This is a genomic window from Ensifer sp. ENS09 (assembly GCF_014852425.1).
In the GTDB taxonomy this organism is placed as follows: domain Bacteria; phylum Pseudomonadota; class Alphaproteobacteria; order Rhizobiales; family Rhizobiaceae; genus Ensifer.
This window is the reverse complement of the sequence record NZ_JACVBP010000002.1, coordinates 1158982-1172558: the sequence shown is the minus strand read 5'-3', so window position 1 is coordinate 1172558 and position 13577 is coordinate 1158982. Positions and strand designations below refer to the sequence as shown.

The following is a 13577-nucleotide window of genomic DNA, read 5'->3' as shown; positions in this document are numbered from 1 at the left end:
CAGAATGACAAAAGGCGCGCCCTGGACGCGCCTTTTTCTTTTACCTGTTGTCAGGCCCTAAAAACAAAGCCGCGTGCGTCTCATGGTGAAACGCACGCGGCTACTGGCCCCCGCCAATAACTTTTGATGCCTCGTCGAGGCGCCGGCCCTTAGTGGCCGGAAAGGTCGATCGATGCCGTGGTGCACGGATCGACGCCATAGGCCGGTGCGCAATCCTTGCCGCTGCTGGCGACCGTGTTCGGCGCCATGAACGAGCCAGCCAGAATGATCAGTGCCGCACACGCAAAAAAGATTGCGATCGACTTGCCCATGGACGCTATGCCTTTCGAGATTGATGCCGCCGCCCGCCGTCATGCCTTGGGATCGGGGGCGCGAGGCGGTGTTTAGTTGGTGGATATGACATGATCAATATCAGGACATGTTGAATTTGCGGTAAATGCCAATCGCTTTTGCCAGTGCGGCAGAACTGCAACGCTGTTACCGCAATACAACAGAAAACGGCCGCCGGAGGTTCCGACGGCCGTTCAAAAAATCGCTGGGTCGCTGCCGATCAGGCGGCGCGGCCGCTGCGGGTGTACTGGCCCTGTGGGCGGTAGCGCACGAGGTAGGTCGGCAGGATCGGTTCCAGCATCGTCGGGTCGATGCCGATGCCCGAAAGCGTGCGGCCTTCCGAAACGGCCTTTGCCGAGACGACATTGTCGGATTTCAGCAACACCACCTGGTCGGCGGTGAGCGGCGGCGTGACGAAGGGGATCAGCGACGAAACGCTGCCGATGAGGGACGCAACGCCGAAGGGCAGCGAGACGAGTGCGCGCTTGCGGTCGATCGTGTTGAGCATGATCTCGAGACAGTCGCGGAAGCTCAAGACGTCCGGGCCGCCGAGTTCGTAGATCTTGCCCTTGGCGATCTTGCCGTCGACGGCGCGGGCAACGGCCTCGGCTACGTCGGTCACGTAGACGGGCTGGAACTTCGTCTCGCCGCCACCGATCAACGGCAGGGCCGGCGAGAAGCGGGCCATGTTGGCGAACTTGTTGAAGAAGCCGTCCTCGGGACCGAAGACGACCGACGGACGCAGGATGATCGCGTCGGGCTTCGTTTCCAGGATCGCAGCCTCGGCGCGGCCCTTGCTGCGGGCGTAGTTCGAGGCGGACGATGCGTCGGCGCCGATGGCGGAGATGTGGGTCAGCGTCGCGCCGACGCCGCGGGCGGCTTCAGCCACCGCACGGGCGCCGAAATCCTGGACGGCATCGAAGGTGTTGCGGCCGCTTTCGAACAGCACGCCGACGCAGTTGATGACGTGATCGGAGCCTTCGACGGCGCGGTCGACCGATTTACGGTAACGCAGGTTCGCCTGGACGAAGGAGATCTGGCCGACATTGCCGAGCGGCTGGAGATGGCCGGCAAGATCCGGACGGCGAACGGCGACGCGGATGCGATAGCCACGCTTGGCGAGCGCGCGCACCACATGACGGCCGACGAACCCGGATCCGCCGAAAATCGTCACCAGCGGCGGAAGGTTGGACAAGGTCATGGGATGTGCACTCCTGATCGGATAGGAAAGAATTGATTGCTACATAGCCCAACAGCCGCGAGAGGTGAAGGCCAATCGACGCCTGCGTGCAGAGCCCGCTGAAGGTTGGAGGCGGTGGGGATCAGATCCCTTCGACGACCACCATCTCGGCGTCGGCGACTTCCTGGCGGATCGCAGCGGCAATCTGGTACTCGGGCGAGTTATAACAGTCGATCGCCGCCTGCAGAGATGGAAATTCGATAACCACGTTGCGGGCGCGAACGCCACCTTCCAGCCGGTGATGCACACCGCCGCGTGCCAGAAAATTGGCGCCGTACTTCTCGAAGGCCGGCTTTGCGGCCGCCACATAGTCCTTGTAGCGCTCGGGGTCGCGGACATCGACCCGTGCGATCCAGTATCCCTTGGCCATACTGAGCTCCTCGTCTTGCAGCACGAAAGGCTGACGGGAGTGTTACTTCCGGCAAATTTGGGCCGAGGTCAAGCGGATCGGCCGGCCGCGCGGGTCCGAGGGGTACCGCCCGGCATCAGCGGGCAAGCGCGCCGTTCATTTCGGCAAGGATGGCGCGGGCAGCGGCAAGCGGCTCGGCGGCTGCGACGATTGGGCGCGCGACGACGAGATGGCTGGATCCGGCCTTGAGCGCCTCGGAGGGCGTCATCACCCGCTTCTGGTCGCCCTTGTCCGCGCCGGCCGGGCGGATGCCCGGCGTGACGAGCGCCATGTTGGGGCCGATGATCTTGCGCACGGCCGAAGATTCTTCCGCCGAGCAGACGATGCCGCCCATGCCGGCGGCGCGCGCCTGTTCGGCCCGGCGCAGCACCAGCGTGTGGGGATCGTATTCGTAGCCGGCATCGATCACGTCCTGCTCGTCCATCGAGGTGAGCACGGTGACGCCGAGCAGGCAGAGATCGGAGCCCTTCGCGGCCTCGACTGCCGCCTTCATCGCCTTCGGATAGGCGTGCAGGGTCAGCATCGACATGCCCATCTTGGCGATGTTCTCGACGCCCTTGGCCACAGTGTTGTCGATGTCGAGCAGCTTCATGTCGAGGAAGACCTTCTTGCCGCTCTTGGTCAGGTCGCGCGCGAATTCCAGGCCGCCGGCAAAGACCAGCTGGTAGCCGATCTTGTAGAAGGAGACGTCGTTTCCGAGCGTCGACACGATCTTCTCGGCATCCGCAATCGTCGGAAGGTCGAGGCCAACGATCAGTCTGTCGCGCGCGGTTTCGGTCATCGTCTAAATCCCCTGCCAGTGTTCCATCGGGGTCCAGTCGCATGCGACGGCTCGATCCGCAAGGCGGAAAGCAAAGACATTGCCGCCGCCGCCACCCTTCTGGTCGGCGGCGCGCGAGATCGGCGCGCCGGTGAGCCGGCATTTCAGAAGCGTGCCGACGCCGCCATGGCCCACGAAGGCGATCGGGATATTCGGGTCGTGATCGCCGAGGATCCGAAAGACCGCATTCGAGATGCGGGCCTGGGCGTCGATCGCGCGCTCCCAGCCCTTGAAGCTCTCGGTGGGATTGGCGAAGAACCAGTCGGCCGCCTTCTCGAATTCCGGCGGCGGCAGGAAGCCGGTGGCCGACCGATCGTTCTCGCCCATGTCGTGATGGACCTCGACCGTCACGCCGGCCGCATCGGCCATCAGTTGTGCGGTCTCGATCGCCTTGGTTTCGTCGCTCGAAACGATCCGTCCGAGCGAACGCACCCAGGGCAACGCGGCGGTGATGACAGCGCGTTCGCGGCCAACGGTGGAAAGGCCCCATTGCGGGACGGGCACATCAGGATCGATCTGGACCTGCGGATGGGTGACGTAGACGCCGAACATCCTGTCAGTGCGCCCGGCGATAGACCCAGAGCTGCGCCGGCGGAATGTTGCGCACGACGAAGTCGAGATGCTGGATGCTGTAGCGGTCCGGCATGGCAACGACGGGCGACAAAGGTCCGTAGGAAATCTGCACGACCGGCCGGCCGACCGGAATGCGCGACAGCAGATCGTCGATCAGTTCGACGCGCCGGTGCATCGGGAAGTTCAGAAGCGGCACGGCCGAGACGACGCTGTCGAAGGTCTGGCCGTTGAGTTCGCCGAGCGTGTGTTCCAGATCGAAGGCGTCGCCGTTGATGAAGTTGACGCCGTTGAAGTTGGTCTTGAGCTGATTGTAGAAATCGGTCGAATACTCGATCGACACGAGATTGGACGGCTCAAGGCCACGTTCCAGGATCGCCTTGGTGATGACGCCAGTGCCGGGGCCGAGCTCAAGAACCGGAAGGCCCGAGGCCGGGTTGATCACGCTCGCCATTCGGCGCGCGGTGACGGAGGAGGTCGGCAGGATCGCGCCGACGGCCTTGGCGTTGCTCATCCATCCCTTGAAAAAGCGAATCTCCTCGTCGAACTTCCGTCCGAGCCGTTCCTTCACCTTCACGCGCAAATTCATTGAACCCCTCAAAACCGCTGTCCTCTCCTCGCACAGGCCGTCCGCGCAAAATTCCCCACCCGGTGATTCGAGCCGGTTGCGGCGGCGTCAACATAATGTGTCCCCATCTGCGGCAAAAACAAGTCTGTCTGCGCCTGAAAGCGTTCGCTTATCAACAGCCCGCAAATGCCGCGGTCAACAAAAAACCCGCCACGCGCGGGCGCGACGGGTTGGCAATTCGTGCCGCGTCAGGCCCGGCTACACGCGCATCGGCATGAGCACATAGAGCGCATCTTCAGCGGCCAGATCACGGACGAGCGTCGGCGAGCCCGGGTCTGCCAGCATGAAGATCGCATCGGTGCCGGTCAGCTGCGAAGTGATGTCGAGCAGGTACTTGGCGTTGAAGCCGATTTCGAGCGGATCGTGGTCGTAGCCGACGGGCAATTCTTCCGTAGCACTGCCGGAATCCGGATTGTTGACCGTCAGCGTCATCTGGCCTTCGTTCAGCGCCAGCTTGACGGCGCGGCCACGCTCGGACGAGATCGTCGATACGCGGTCGACGGCCTGGGCGAAGGACTGGCAATCGACGCGCAGTTCCTTGTCGTTGTTGGCCGGGATGACGCGCTGGTAGTCGGGGAAGGTGCCGTCGATCAGCTTCGAGGTCATGACGATCGAGCCCATTGTCAGGCGGATCTTGGCGTCGGAGACTTCGACGGTGACGACGAGATCCGGGTTGTCGAGCAGCTTCTGCAATTCGCTGACGGTCTTGCGCGGGATGATGATGCCCGGCATGCCTTCGGAGCCGGACGGCGCCTCGACGTCGGCGCGCGCCAGACGGTGGCCGTCGGTTGCGACGGCGCGCAGCTTCAGTTCACCCTTGCTTTCGACCGTGTGGACGAAGATGCCGTTGAGATAGTAGCGGGTTTCCTCGGTCGAGATCGCGAACTGGGTGCGATCGATCAACATCTTGAGGTCGGTCGCCTTGAGGCGGAACGAATGCGAGAAACTGCCGGCGGTCAGGTCCGGGAAGTCGGATTGCGGCAGGCACTGCAGCGAGAACTTGGAGCGGCCCGAGGCGACGGTCATCGCCGTGCCTTCGGCGTTGGTGGCGAGCAGCACTTCCGAACCGTCGGGCAGCTTGCGCACGATGTCATAGAGCAGGTGTGCCGGCACGGTGGTCGCGCCCGCCTGTTCCACCTGCGCCGGCGTCGCCTCGGTGATTTCGAGGTCGAGGTCGGTCGCCTTCATTTCGAGGCTGGCGCCGTCGGAACGCAGGAGCACGTTCGAGAGGATCGGGATCGTGTTTCGCCGCTCCACCACGCGGTGCACGTGGTTCAGCGATTTCAGGAGGTTGGATCGCTCGAGAGTAATGCGCATGGGATGCCGCTTTCAACCATTGCCCGGCGGGCGAACGTCCGCCTGAGCGTCAACTGCGAGTGCCCCGGCCGACCGACCGGATAGATGTGGACCGGCAAAATGGCAGAAAGAGCGCCCGGAAAGCAAGGGGTTTGAGGGCTTCTGTCCCCAGATGCAGCACGTAGGCCCGCCGTCTTGCCCTTGCTCTGTCATGGTGGCTCACTCATAAAGGCCCGATAGACACATCGGTCAGCACGATCAGGACGTTACAGGTGGAAAAGCAGAAGACAGCGGAACCGGCAGGCGGACAGAGGGAGCGCAGCTACCGGCTGCACAATGTGAGCGTTCCGGCCCGCCCCCTCGATGCCGCGCTCTATCTGGTGGCGACCCCGATCGGCAATCTCGGCGATATTACGTTGCGGGCGCTGGAAACGCTGGCCGGCGCCGATGTGCTGGCCTGCGAGGACACCCGGGTCACGCGTGTGCTGCTCGACCGCTACGGCATCGTCAATCGTCCCTACGCCTACCACGAGCACAATGCCGACGAGGTCGGGCCGCGCCTGCTGGCAGCACTTGCGGAGGGGCGTTCGGTCGCGCTGGTCTCCGATGCCGGCACACCGCTGGTCTCCGACCCCGGCTACCGGCTGGGCCAGCTTGCGATCGAAGCCGGACATCGCGTCGTGCCGATCCCCGGCGCCTCGGCGCCGCTGGCAGCCCTCGTCGGCTCCGGCCTGCCGAACGACGCTTTCCTCTTTGCCGGTTTCCTGCCGACCAAGGACAAGGCCAAGCGCGATCGCCTCAGGGAACTCGCCGCCGTGCCGGCAACCATCCTGTTCTTCGAATCTCCGCACCGGATCGCTGCGACGGTTGCCGCGGCGGCCGACGTTTTGGGGGAGGGCCGGCGGGCGTCCGTCTGCCGCGAACTGACCAAGACCTTCGAGGAGTTTCGCCGCGGCACGCTCGGCGAACTTGCCGTTCATTATGAACAGGCGGGGCCGGTCAAGGGCGAGATCGTGCTCGTCATCGGCCCTCCTGACGCCGCGCCCGAACCGGAGGCGGCCGATGTCGACGCGCTGCTGCAAAGCCTCGTTGCCGACATGCCCACCGGCAAGGCGGCAACCGAAGCCGCCCGCCAGACGGGCCTGCCGCGCAAGGAACTCTATGATCGGCTGCTGCAACTGAAGGAGCGCCATGACGACTGATGGCGGCGACAGGCGGAAGCTGAAGGCGCTGAGGCGAGGATACCTTGCCGAATACCGCGCCGCGCTTTGTCTCCTGCTCAAGGGCTACCGCATCGTCGCGATGCGCCATCGCACCAAGCTTGGCGAGATCGACATCATCGCAAGGCAGGGCGATCTCATCGCCTGCGTCGAGGTCAAGGCCCGCCGCTCGGCCGAAGACGGCGTCTTCGCCGTGACGGCGACGGCACAGAGGCGCATTCGTGCCGCAAGCGATCTCTGGCTGGCGAAACAGCCGGATTTCAACAGGCTTTCCGTACGTTACGACATCGTCACGGTGACGCCCTGGGGCTGGCCGCGGCACCTGCCGGATGCGTTCTGAGCCGGTACCGGATGACGGAAAATGATCGTCTTGTTCCGTCCGGGTCTCCCGTTGGAACATATTCGCGGATTTGTAATCGTTCCGACATAAAAGCGTTACCAGCCTGTCATCGAAGGTCACTAGTCCACTGCCATCCGCAACCCGGTGGAGAGGATTAGTCATGTTCAAGAAGTTTACGCTCGCAGCCCTTACCCTTGCCTTTTCGGCGACCTCGTCGCTCGCCGCGACCGATATTACCTGGTGGCACGGCATGGCCGGCCGCAACGGCGAAGTCATCAATGAAGTTTCCAAGAAGTTCAACGAAGCCCAGAGCGCCTGCGCGCTGACCCCGGTTTCCAAGGGCACCTATGAGGAAGCGCTCGCTTCCGGCATCGCCGCTTTCCGCTCGGGCGAGCAGCCGAACATCCTGCAGGTCTTCGACGCCGGTGCCGCCACCATCATCAATGCCAAGGGCGCGGTCATCCCGGCCGAAGACCTCATCATCAAGGCCGGCCACAACTTCGACCGCAACGCCTTCATCGACGGCGTCCGCTACTTCTACGCTGACAGCGAAGGCAAGTTCGTCGGCATGCCGTTCAACTCTTCGGCGCCGATCATGTACATCAACGACGAAGCGCTGAAGAAGGCCGGCGTCGAAGCGCCGAAGACCTGGGAAGAGTTCGAAGCTGCCGCCCCCAAGCTCAAGGAAGCCGGCTACATCCCGCTCGTCCAGTCGCAGCTGACCTGGCAGTTCACCGAGAACTTCTTCTCGCGCAACAACATCCAGTTCGCCACCAACAACAACGGCTACGACGCCGTCGTCGACACTGAGCTGAAGGTCACCGACCCGAACCTCGTCATGATGTTCGACAAGCTCAAGGCCTGGAAGGACGAAGGCTACTTCGCGTTCTACGGCGCCGGCTGGAACGACAACCAGAAGGTCTTCGAAGAAGGCAAGGCGGCCTTCTGGATCGGTTCGTCGGGCTCCTTCGGCGGCCTGCAGAAGACGGCGCAGATGCCGTTCTCGGCAACCTTCCTGCCCTATTGGGGCTCGATCAAGGGTGCGGGCACCAACTCGTTCATCGGCGGTGCTGCTCTGTTTGCCATGTCCGGCAAGTCGGATGAAGAAAACAAGTGCGTTGCCGACTTCTTCCAGTTCCTGACCTCGCCTGAGATCCAGTACTTCTACCACAAGGCCACCGGCTACGTTGCCATCACCAAGGCAGCCTACGAGCTTGCCCAGAAGGATGGCTACTACAAGGAGAAGCCGGTTGCCGAAGTCGGCATCAAGCAGCTCATGCTGCCGGCGGGCGACTGGTCGAAGGGCTACCGCCTCGGCTTCTACCCGCAGATCCGCGAAATCATGGAACGCGAATACGGCCGCATCTTCTCGGGCGAAACGACCGTCAAGGACGCGTTCGATACGATCGAGAAGGAAGGCAACGAGCTGCTCGCTCGCTTCGCCAAGACCGCCGGCTGATCTCCATGTCGACCGTGACAGATCTCCTCCCCGCATCGCGGGGAGGGACCGGAACAAAGACCGGGGGGCGTCGCTTCGGCGCCTTCCGGCTTTTCGGTGGCCAGTCGAATAGCGGAGAGGAAAGTGCTGCAAAGCGCGTGCAGTTCTCATCGCGGTTCCTGCCTTACGTCTTCCTCTCGCCGCAGCTCGCGATCATCTTCATCTTCTTCTACTGGCCCTCGGTTCAGGCGATCCAGTCGTCCTTCTATCTCGAAGATCCCTTCGGCTTTGGATCGACCTTCGTCGGCATGACCAACTATACGGACGTGCTGAAGTCAGGCGAATATCTCGGCATCGCCCGCTTTACCGCGGTCTTCACCGCGCTCGTCACGTTCTTTGCGTTGTCGATCGGCCTGCTGCTCGCCGTCAAGGCCGATGGCGTCATCCGCGGCAACGCCGCCTACAAGACGCTGCTGATCTGGGTCTATGCCATCGCCCCGCCGGTTGCGGGTCTGATCGGGATGATGTTCTTCGACCAGCATATCGGCCCGATCGTCGAGCTCGCCCGCTGGTTCGGCTGGGACATCAAGGTCGGCCTGAATTACTTCGACACCGCCTTTTCCATGGTGGTCGTGTCGGTCTGGAAACAGATCCCCTACAATTTCATCTTCTTCCTCTCCGGCCTGCAGGGCATTCCGGTGGCGGTGCGTGAGGCGGCGGCGATCGATTGCCGCTCGGGCTTCCGCCGCTTCTGGACCGTCATCCTGCCGCTTCTGGCGCCGACCGCCTTCTTCCTTCTGATCATCAACGTCACCTATGCGCTGTTCGACACCTTCGGCGTCATCGACGTGATGGTGAAGGACAAGGCGGCCAACAACCCGATCACCCTTGTCTACAAGGTCTACATGGACGGTTTCCGCGGCAACGACCTCGGCGGCTCGTCGGCCCAGTCGGTGATCCTGATGCTGATCGTCTTCGTTCTCACAATCTTCCAGTTCCGCTTCATCGAGCGGCGCGTGCACTACAATTGAGGCGGGGCCGATGCATCGCACCAAGATTTTCGACCACATCATCCTGCTCTTCGGCGTCTTCATCATGGTGGCGCCTGTTGTCGTCGCCTTCATGACCTCGACGCACGAGGCCGCCGATATCCACCGCAACGGCCTCAGCCTCACCTGGGGCGGCCATTTCGTCGAAACCTATCAGACCGTGCTGACCCGCGAGGGCGGCTTCACTGGCAAGATCACCGGCTTCAACATGATGCTGAACTCGATGATCTTGGGCTTGGGCTTTGCCGTCGGCAAGATCGTGCTGTCCATGCTGGCCGCCTATGCGCTGGTCTATTTCCGCTTTCCTCTCGCGACCTTCTTCTTCTGGGTGATCTTCACGACGCTGCTTCTGCCGCTCGAAGTGCGCATCCTTCCGTCCTACGAAGTGATGAACACGCTGAAGCTGACGAACACCTATACCGGCCTGATCGTGCCGCTGCTCGCTTCGGCGACCGGCACCTTCTATTTCCGGCAGTTCTTCAAGTCGGTGCCGGACGAGCTCTTGGAAGCCGCGCGCATCGACGGCGCCGGGCCGTTCAAGTTCTTCATCGACGTCCTGGTGCCGCTGTCGCGCACGATGATGGCGGCGATCTTCATCATCATGTTCGTCTATGGCTGGAACCAGTATCTGTGGCCCACCCTGATGACGACGGACGAAGGCTTCTTCACGCTGGTGCGCGGCATCAAGCAGATCCTGCTCGTCTGGGTCGGCTCGAACATCCCCGACTATAACGAGGCCTTTGCGCTGGCGATCCTCGCGATGCTCCCGCCGGTCATGATCGTGGTGATCTTCCAGCGCTGGTTCATCAAGGGGCTGACCGAAAGCGACAAGTAAGCGGAGGTGAGGGCGGGACAAAGGTCCCGCCCGCTCCTGAAACGACACCAATTTTACGGAGGCAGCCATGGCGGCCATTACCATCGCCGAGGTCTCGAAGATCTATCACGGCAATGTCGAGGTGGTGAAATCCGTCTCGATCGATATCGAGGACGGCGAGTTCATCGTGCTGGTCGGCCCTTCGGGCTGCGGCAAGTCCACGCTTCTACGCATGGTCGCAGGGCTTGAGACGATCTCGAAGGGCAATGTGTCGATCGGTTCGCGCGTGATCAACGACGTCGACCCGGCCGAGCGCGATATCGCCATGGTCTTCCAGAACTATGCGCTCTATCCGCATATGACCGTCTACGAGAACCTCGCCTACGGTCTGAGGAACCGCAAGACGCCGAAGGCGGAGATCGACGCCCGTGTCGCCGAAGCCGCGCGCATGCTCGAGATCGAGCCGTATCTCTCCCGCAAGCCCCGCGCGCTCTCGGGCGGCCAGCGCCAGCGCGTCGCCATGGGCCGCGCCATCGTGCGCAAACCGGCGGCCTTCCTCTTCGACGAGCCGCTCTCCAACCTCGACGCCAAGCTGCGCGTGTCGATGCGCGGCGAGATCAAGCGCCTGCAGAAGCGCCTCGGCACCACCTCGCTCTACGTCACCCACGACCAGCTCGAGGCGATGACGCTCGCCGACCGGCTCGTGGTTTTGAATGGTGGCCGGATAGAGCAGATCGGCCGTCCGCTCGACGTCTACCACCGCCCGGCCTCGACCTTCGTCGCGAGCTTCATCGGCTCGCCGGCTATGAACCTGATCAAGGGGCACATCGATGGCGGTGGCCTGCAGATCGGTCTCTACCGGATAGACCTCGCCGGCCGCGCGCCGGTGGAGGGGGCCGTCACCGTTGGCCTTCGCGCCGAGGATCTCCGGCTTGCTGGCGTCGGCGAGGACGCCATGCTGCTTCAGGTCGACTATGTCGAGGAACTGGGCGCGCAGCGGCTCGTGCATGGCACCATCGAGGGCCAGGCGCTGACCATCGCGCTTTCGCCGGAAACGCCGCTATCGGGCGATCTCGCGGTGACCATCGCGGTCGACCGCCTGCACTTCTTCTCGCTCGAGACCGGAAAGCGGCTGGAGCGCGGCACGTCGTTTGCCAATGAAGCCCCGGCGCAGACCCTTCGCCTGGAGACCGCATCGTGATTTTCGAAACCGTCGAGCAACTTGCCGTTCCCTCGCTTGAAACCTGCGCCAGCTTTGCCGAGATCGTTCGCACCATCGCCGCCCATGACGCCGCCATGGCTGCCCGGCCGGAGATGAACAGCGTCGAGGTCGGTGGTGCGCCGTCCTCCGAGACGTCGCTCGCCTTTCCGTTCACCGTCTCTGCCTGGAATCTGGAGCGCTGCCTGTTTGCGCCGGAAAGTGCTGCACATCTGGCAGAAACGGGCGCGCCGGTTGTCCTGCTTTCGGAAATGGACAACGGCATGGCCCGCACCGGCCAGCGTCATCCGACCGCCGAAGTCGCCGATACGCTCGGCATGCAATACGCCTATGGCATCGAGTTCATCGAGCTTGGCCTCGGCTCCGACACCGAGCGCGAATTCTGCGAGGACGATTTCAACGCCAAGGGTTTCCATGGCAATGCGTTGATGGCATCCGTACCGCTCGGTCGACCCTTCATGCTGCGCCTCTGGGGTGAACGCCTGTGGTTCACCGATGGCGAGCAGCCGCGCCTTGGGGAACGTATGGCGATCGGCGCCGTCATCGAGACCGAGGATGGTCCCTTCGTCGCCGTCTCCACCCATCTCGAAAGCGCAACGACCGCCGTCTATCGCGAGCGCCAGGTCAAGGAATTGATCGACGCGCTCGATGAAGCCTTCCCGGGCCTGCCGCTGCTGATCGGCGGGGACCTCAACACCGGCAACCATGCCGGCGGCGACTTCGAGGCCGAAGGTCTCTTTGCCGTCAGTGCCGCACGCGGCTTTACCCGCCACGGCGGCTCGCTCGACATCATGACCACGCGTCCGAGCCTCATCACGCGATGGCCGGAACGGGCGATGAAGCTCGACTGGTTCCTGTCGCGCGGTCTGAAAATTGGCGAGACCCGCATCATCCCGTCGCTCGACAAGACCGGCCGGCCGCTTTCGGACCACGATCTCATCACCTGCGTCGTCGAAGGCTTCGAATAGGCCCGGCTCTCCTTGCCTAAGGCCCGCCCGCATTCTACATGTCGAGGACTTTACCAGTGCGGCAGGGGGCAGCGGTTTTCCCTCTTCCGTTCCGGTAGTTTGAAATCGATCACGGCTGTCCGTGATCCATGAGGGATGGGTAGATGGCGAAAATCGTCAATGTCGGGGTCCAGATGGACCATGTGTCGGGCATCAACATTGCGGGCGATTCCACCTTCGCCATGAGCCTCGAGGCACAGTCGCGCGGCTATCGCCTTTTCCACTACACGCCCGAAAAGCTGTCGCTGCGCGACGGCAAGGTCTATGCGAGCGCGCAGCCGATGACGCTGCGCGACGTCAAGGGCGATCACTTCACGCTTGGCGAAGCCGAGCGCGTCGATCTCTCGACCATGGACGTCATCCTGCTCCGCCAGGACCCGCCCTTCGACATGGCCTACATCACCTCGACGCATCTTCTGGAGCGCCTGCATCCGAAGACGCTCGTCGTCAACGATCCGGCCTGGGTGCGCAACTCGCCGGAGAAGATCTTCGTCACCGAATTTGCCGACCTGATGCCGAAGACGCTGATCACCCGCGATCCCGCCGAAATCGCCAGCTTCCGCCAGGAAATGGGCGATATCATCCTGAAGCCACTCTACGGCAACGGCGGCGCCGGGGTCTTCCACTCGACCCGCGACGACCGCAACATGTCCTCACTGCTGGAAATGTTCGGCCAGATGTTCCGAGAGCCCTTCATCGCCCAGGAATACCTGCCGGCGGTGCGCAAGGGCGACAAGCGCATCCTGCTCGTCGACGGCGAACCGGTGGGCGCCATCAACCGCGTTCCGGCGGACCATGACGCCCGCTCCAACATGCATGCCGGCGGCCGCCCGGAGCCGACCGAACTGACGGCGCGCGAGAAGGAAATCTGCGCGCGCATCGCGCCGGCACTCAAGGAGCGCGGCTTCCTCTTCGTCGGCATCGACGTCATCGGCGACTACATGACCGAGATCAACGTGACCTCGCCGACTGGCATCCGCGAAGTCAAGAAGTTCGGCGGCGCCGATGTCGCCAGCCTTCTCTGGGATGCGATCGAGCGCAAGCGCGCCTGATCAATACCTCGGCTGAGGATTCATCGCGGGTCGATGGCGCTGCCGCGGGCTTCCGCCCGCGGCCGTTTACTGGAACGCCCTTGCCGGTGCGTGCACCCCTTTCAAACGTTCTGTTATTGTTCTTGTTTTTGTGCGTGATCCGTGC

Annotated in this window: 15 protein-coding genes; 8 read left to right on the top strand and 7 right to left on the bottom strand. The window is 63.1% G+C overall.

What is annotated here, in order from left to right:
* Nucleotides 1-149 precede the first annotated feature (149 nt).
* The 7 genes from IB267_RS13765 to dnaN all read right to left on the bottom strand — a co-directional run bounded on the left by IB267_RS13765 (nt 150) and on the right by dnaN (nt 5314).
* Complete coding sequence (locus IB267_RS13765; protein WP_034804494.1) at nt 150-311, bottom strand: hypothetical protein; 162 nt, start codon at nt 309-311, stop codon at nt 150-152.
* A 239-nt stretch (nt 312-550) separates the two neighbouring features.
* Nucleotides 551-1531, bottom strand: a complete 981-nt coding sequence (locus IB267_RS13760) for a complex I NDUFA9 subunit family protein (protein WP_043615439.1) — start codon at nt 1529-1531, stop codon at nt 551-553.
* Between the two features lie 121 nt (nt 1532-1652).
* Nucleotides 1653-1940: a DUF1330 domain-containing protein gene (locus IB267_RS13755; protein WP_192448083.1), complete on the bottom strand. Its 288-nt coding sequence runs from the start codon at nt 1938-1940 to the stop codon at nt 1653-1655.
* Between the two features lie 115 nt (nt 1941-2055).
* Nucleotides 2056-2760 carry an orotidine-5'-phosphate decarboxylase gene (gene pyrF, locus IB267_RS13750; RefSeq protein WP_192448082.1) on the bottom strand — a complete coding sequence of 235 codons (705 nt, stop codon included), beginning with the start codon at nt 2758-2760 and terminating at the stop codon, nt 2056-2058.
* Between the two features lie 3 nt (nt 2761-2763).
* Nucleotides 2764-3351 (bottom strand): histidine phosphatase family protein, encoded by a 588-nt coding sequence (locus tag IB267_RS13745; protein ID WP_192448081.1) that lies wholly within the window; start codon nt 3349-3351, stop codon nt 2764-2766.
* Between the two features lie 4 nt (nt 3352-3355).
* On the bottom strand, nt 3356-3958 hold the full coding sequence (gene pmtA, locus IB267_RS13740) for a phospholipid N-methyltransferase PmtA (protein WP_082005986.1): 603 nt from the start codon (nt 3956-3958) through the stop codon (nt 3356-3358).
* Nucleotides 3959-4195: 237 nt separating this feature from the next.
* Nucleotides 4196-5314 carry a DNA polymerase III subunit beta gene (gene dnaN / locus IB267_RS13735; protein ID WP_192448080.1) on the bottom strand — a complete coding sequence of 373 codons (1119 nt, stop codon included), beginning with the start codon at nt 5312-5314 and terminating at the stop codon, nt 4196-4198.
* Between the two features lie 251 nt (nt 5315-5565).
* Here dnaN and rsmI point away from each other — a divergent pair, with 251 nt between their 5' ends.
* The 8 genes from rsmI (at nt 5566) to gshB (ending at nt 13432) form a co-directional block, all read left to right on the top strand.
* Nucleotides 5566-6495 carry a 16S rRNA (cytidine(1402)-2'-O)-methyltransferase gene (rsmI, locus tag IB267_RS13730; RefSeq protein ID WP_192448079.1) on the top strand — a complete coding sequence of 310 codons (930 nt, stop codon included), beginning with the start codon at nt 5566-5568 and terminating at the stop codon, nt 6493-6495.
* Complete coding sequence (locus IB267_RS13725) at nt 6485-6853, top strand: YraN family protein (RefSeq protein ID WP_192448078.1); 369 nt, start codon at nt 6485-6487, stop codon at nt 6851-6853. Before rsmI ends, IB267_RS13725 begins: the two co-directional genes overlap by 11 nt.
* A gap of 160 nt (nt 6854-7013) precedes the next feature.
* On the top strand, nt 7014-8312 hold the full coding sequence (locus IB267_RS13720) for an extracellular solute-binding protein (RefSeq protein WP_192448077.1): 1299 nt from the start codon (nt 7014-7016) through the stop codon (nt 8310-8312).
* A 5-nt stretch (nt 8313-8317) separates the two neighbouring features.
* Complete coding sequence (locus IB267_RS13715) at nt 8318-9322, top strand: ABC transporter permease subunit (protein WP_246810623.1); 1005 nt, start codon at nt 8318-8320, stop codon at nt 9320-9322.
* Between the two features lie 10 nt (nt 9323-9332).
* Nucleotides 9333-10175 carry a sn-glycerol-3-phosphate ABC transporter permease UgpE gene (gene ugpE, locus IB267_RS13710; RefSeq protein ID WP_192448075.1) on the top strand — a complete coding sequence of 281 codons (843 nt, stop codon included), beginning with the start codon at nt 9333-9335 and terminating at the stop codon, nt 10173-10175.
* A gap of 67 nt (nt 10176-10242) precedes the next feature.
* Complete coding sequence (locus IB267_RS13705) at nt 10243-11355, top strand: sn-glycerol-3-phosphate import ATP-binding protein UgpC (RefSeq protein ID WP_192448074.1); 1113 nt, start codon at nt 10243-10245, stop codon at nt 11353-11355.
* Nucleotides 11352-12341 (top strand): endonuclease, encoded by a 990-nt coding sequence (locus IB267_RS13700; RefSeq protein ID WP_192448073.1) that lies wholly within the window; start codon nt 11352-11354, stop codon nt 12339-12341. Before IB267_RS13705 ends, IB267_RS13700 begins: the two co-directional genes overlap by 4 nt.
* Before the next feature lie 143 nt (nt 12342-12484).
* A complete protein-coding gene (gshB, locus tag IB267_RS13695) occupies nt 12485-13432 on the top strand; it encodes a glutathione synthase (RefSeq protein WP_192448072.1) in 948 nt (315 codons plus the stop codon).
* Nucleotides 13433-13577: the final 145 nt, after the last annotated feature.

Excerpts from the sequence above, each read along its gene's own strand:
- dnaN (WP_192448080.1), bottom strand. The coding sequence starts at position 5,314 with ATGCGCATTACTCTCGAGCGATCCAACCTCCTGAAATCGCTGAACCAC.
- IB267_RS13760 (WP_043615439.1), bottom strand. The coding sequence starts at position 1,531 with ATGACCTTGTCCAACCTTCCGCCGCTGGTGACGATTTTCGGCGGATCC.
- pyrF (WP_192448082.1), bottom strand. The coding sequence starts at position 2,760 with ATGACCGAAACCGCGCGCGACAGACTGATCGTTGGCCTCGACCTTCCG.
- ugpE (WP_192448075.1), top strand. The coding sequence starts at position 9,333 with ATGCATCGCACCAAGATTTTCGACCACATCATCCTGCTCTTCGGCGTC.
- IB267_RS13725 (WP_192448078.1), top strand. The coding sequence starts at position 6,485 with ATGACGACTGATGGCGGCGACAGGCGGAAGCTGAAGGCGCTGAGGCGA.
- IB267_RS13765 (WP_034804494.1), bottom strand. The coding sequence starts at position 311 with ATGGGCAAGTCGATCGCAATCTTTTTTGCGTGTGCGGCACTGATCATT.
- IB267_RS13755 (WP_192448083.1), bottom strand. The coding sequence starts at position 1,940 with ATGGCCAAGGGATACTGGATCGCACGGGTCGATGTCCGCGACCCCGAG.
- gshB (WP_192448072.1), top strand. The coding sequence starts at position 12,485 with ATGGCGAAAATCGTCAATGTCGGGGTCCAGATGGACCATGTGTCGGGC.
- IB267_RS13715 (WP_246810623.1), top strand. The coding sequence starts at position 8,318 with ATGTCGACCGTGACAGATCTCCTCCCCGCATCGCGGGGAGGGACCGGA.
- IB267_RS13720 (WP_192448077.1), top strand. The coding sequence starts at position 7,014 with ATGTTCAAGAAGTTTACGCTCGCAGCCCTTACCCTTGCCTTTTCGGCG.
- IB267_RS13705 (WP_192448074.1), top strand. The coding sequence starts at position 10,243 with ATGGCGGCCATTACCATCGCCGAGGTCTCGAAGATCTATCACGGCAAT.
- pmtA (WP_082005986.1), bottom strand. The coding sequence starts at position 3,958 with ATGAATTTGCGCGTGAAGGTGAAGGAACGGCTCGGACGGAAGTTCGAC.
- IB267_RS13745 (WP_192448081.1), bottom strand. The coding sequence starts at position 3,351 with ATGTTCGGCGTCTACGTCACCCATCCGCAGGTCCAGATCGATCCTGAT.